Consider the following 2,500-nt stretch of genomic DNA (forward strand, 5'->3'; position numbering starts at 1 on the left):
TGGTTGCGGGGGCAGGATTTGAACCTGCGGCCTTCAGGTTATGAGCCTGACGAGCTACCGGGCTGCTCCACCCCGCGTTATATATTGGAAGCATGAATGCCGCTTGCGCGGCTATGTTTGTTTTCGAGAATTGATTTTGTTCTGAGAAGATGAGTTGCGATTTGCAGACCTGGCAGCGACCTACTCTCCCGCGTCTTGAGACGAAGTACCATTGGCGCAGGGGTGTTTCACGGCCGTGTTCGGAAAGGGAACGGGTGCAGCCACCCCGCAATGACCACCAGGTCAGCGAAGCGCAACTTGTTTTCGAGAAGCTGGATTTTTTTGACGCGTCGTTGGTATCATTTCCTTTTTTGGAGATGATGAGCATTGATCAATGAGAACGATCAAGCCAATCGAGCTATTAGTAACGGTAAGCTTCATGCATTACTGCACTTCCACACCCGTCCTATCAACGTGGTCGTCTTCCACGGCTCTGATAGGGAACACTCGTTTTCAGGTGGGTTTCCCGCTTAGATGCCTTCAGCGGTTATCCCTTCCATATATAGCTACCCTGCTATGCCCTTGGCAGGACAACAGGTCCACCAGAGATATGTCCATCCCGGTCCTCTCGTACTAGGGACAGATCCTGTCAATATTCCTACACCCACGGCAGATAGGGACCGAACTGTCTCACGACGTTCTGAACCCAGCTCACGTACCGCTTTAATTGGCGAACAGCCAAACCCTTGGGACCTGCTCCAGCCCCAGGATGCGATGAGCCGACATCGAGGTGCCAAACAACCCCGTCGATATGGACTCTTGGGGGTCATCAGCCTGTTATCCCCGGCGTACCTTTTATCCGTTGAGCGATGGCCCTTCCACACGGGACCACCGGATCACTATGACCGACTTTCGTCTCTGCTCGACTTGTCAGTCTCGCAGTCAGGCGGGCTTATGCCATTGCACTCGACGACCGATTTCCGACCGGTCTGAGCCCACCATCGCGCGCCTCCGTTACTCTTTCGGAGGCGACCGCCCCAGTCAAACTACCCACCATACACTGTCTCGGATCCGGATGACGGACCGCGGTTAGACATCCACGAAGATAAGGGTGGTATTTCAAGGATGGCTCCACAGAAACTGGCGTCCCTGCTTCAAAGCCTACCACCTATCCTACACATGCCTTGGCGAATGCCAGTGTAAAGCTATAGTAAAGGTGCACGGGGTCTTTCCGTCTGACCGCAGGAACCCCGCATCTTCACGGGGAATTCAATTTCACTGAGTCTATGTTGGAGACAGCGGGGAAGTCGTTACGCCATTCGTGCAGGTCGGAACTTACCCGACAAGGAATTTCGCTACCTTAGGACCGTTATAGTTACGGCCGCCGTTTACTGGGGCTTCGATTCAAAGCTTGCACCTCTCCTCTTAACCTTCCAGCACCGGGCAGGCGTCAGACCCTATACGTCGTCTTGCGACTTCGCAGAGCCCTGTGTTTTTGATAAACAGTCGCTACCCCCTGGTCTGTGCCACCCTCACATACTTGCGTACATAAGGGTCACGCTTCTTCCGAAGTTACGCGTGCAATTTGCCGAGTTCCTTCAACATAGTTCTCTCAAGCGCCTTGGTATACTCTACCTGACCACCTGTGTCGGTTTCGGGTACGGTCTGTACGGTGGAGCTATTTCCTGGAACCGCTTCACTGCCCGATCAATCCAATAAGACCGAACAATTTACGCAATCCGTCACTACCACCAGGCCCACGAATATTAACGTGGTTCCCATCGACTACGCGTGTCCGCCTCGTCTTAGGGGCCGGCTAACCCTGCTCAGATTAACTTTAAGCAGGAACCCTTGGTCTTTCGGCGAGAGGGTCTCTCACCCTCTTTGTCGTTACTCATGTCAACATTCGCACTTCCGATATCTCCAGAGGCCCTCACGGGTCCTCCTTCACAGACTTACGGAACGCTCCGCTACCACGTGCTTGCGCACATCCTCAGCTTCGGTGCATGGCTTTAGCCCCGTTACATTTTCGGCGCAAAGACCCTTATTTAGACCAGTGAGCTGTTACGCTTTCTTTAAATGATGGCTGCTTCTAAGCCAACATCCTGGTTGTTTTGGGATCCTCACATCCTTTCCCACTTAGCCATGACTTGGGGACCTTAGCTGGAGGTCAGGGTTGTTGCCCTCTTCACGACGGACGTTAGCACCCGCCGTGTGTCTGCCGAGTAGTACTCCACGGTATTCGCAGTTTGGTTAGGATCAGTAAGACGGTGAGTCCCCATAGCCCATCCAGTGCTCTACCCCCGTGGGTATTCGCTCGACGCACTACCTAAATAGTTTTCGCGGAGAACCAGCTATTTCCGAGTTTGATTGGCCTTTCACCCCTAGCCACAAGTCATCCCAATCTATTGCAACAGATGCGGGTTCGGTCCTCCAGTTGGTGTTACCCAACCTTCAACCTGCTCATGGCTAGATCACTCGGTTTCGGGTCTAATGCAACTAACTCAATCGCCCTGTTCAG

The 2,500-nt window shown here is 53.2% G+C and carries 1 tRNA gene and 2 rRNA genes (1 of these 3 cut by a window edge); all 3 read right to left on the reverse strand.

Annotated features, from left to right (window positions below):
• Positions 1-77 (reverse strand) — tRNA-Met (locus GGQ66_RS22690).
• A 90-nt stretch (positions 78-167) separates the two neighbouring features.
• Positions 168-282, reverse strand: a 5S ribosomal RNA gene (gene rrf / locus GGQ66_RS22695).
• A gap of 97 nt (positions 283-379) precedes the next feature.
• Positions 380-2,500 (reverse strand): 23S ribosomal RNA (locus GGQ66_RS22700); it runs 676 nt beyond the window's last position.

This window comes from Allorhizobium borbori (genome assembly GCF_014196535.1).
GTDB classification, from domain to species: domain Bacteria; phylum Pseudomonadota; class Alphaproteobacteria; order Rhizobiales; family Rhizobiaceae; genus Ectorhizobium; species Ectorhizobium borbori.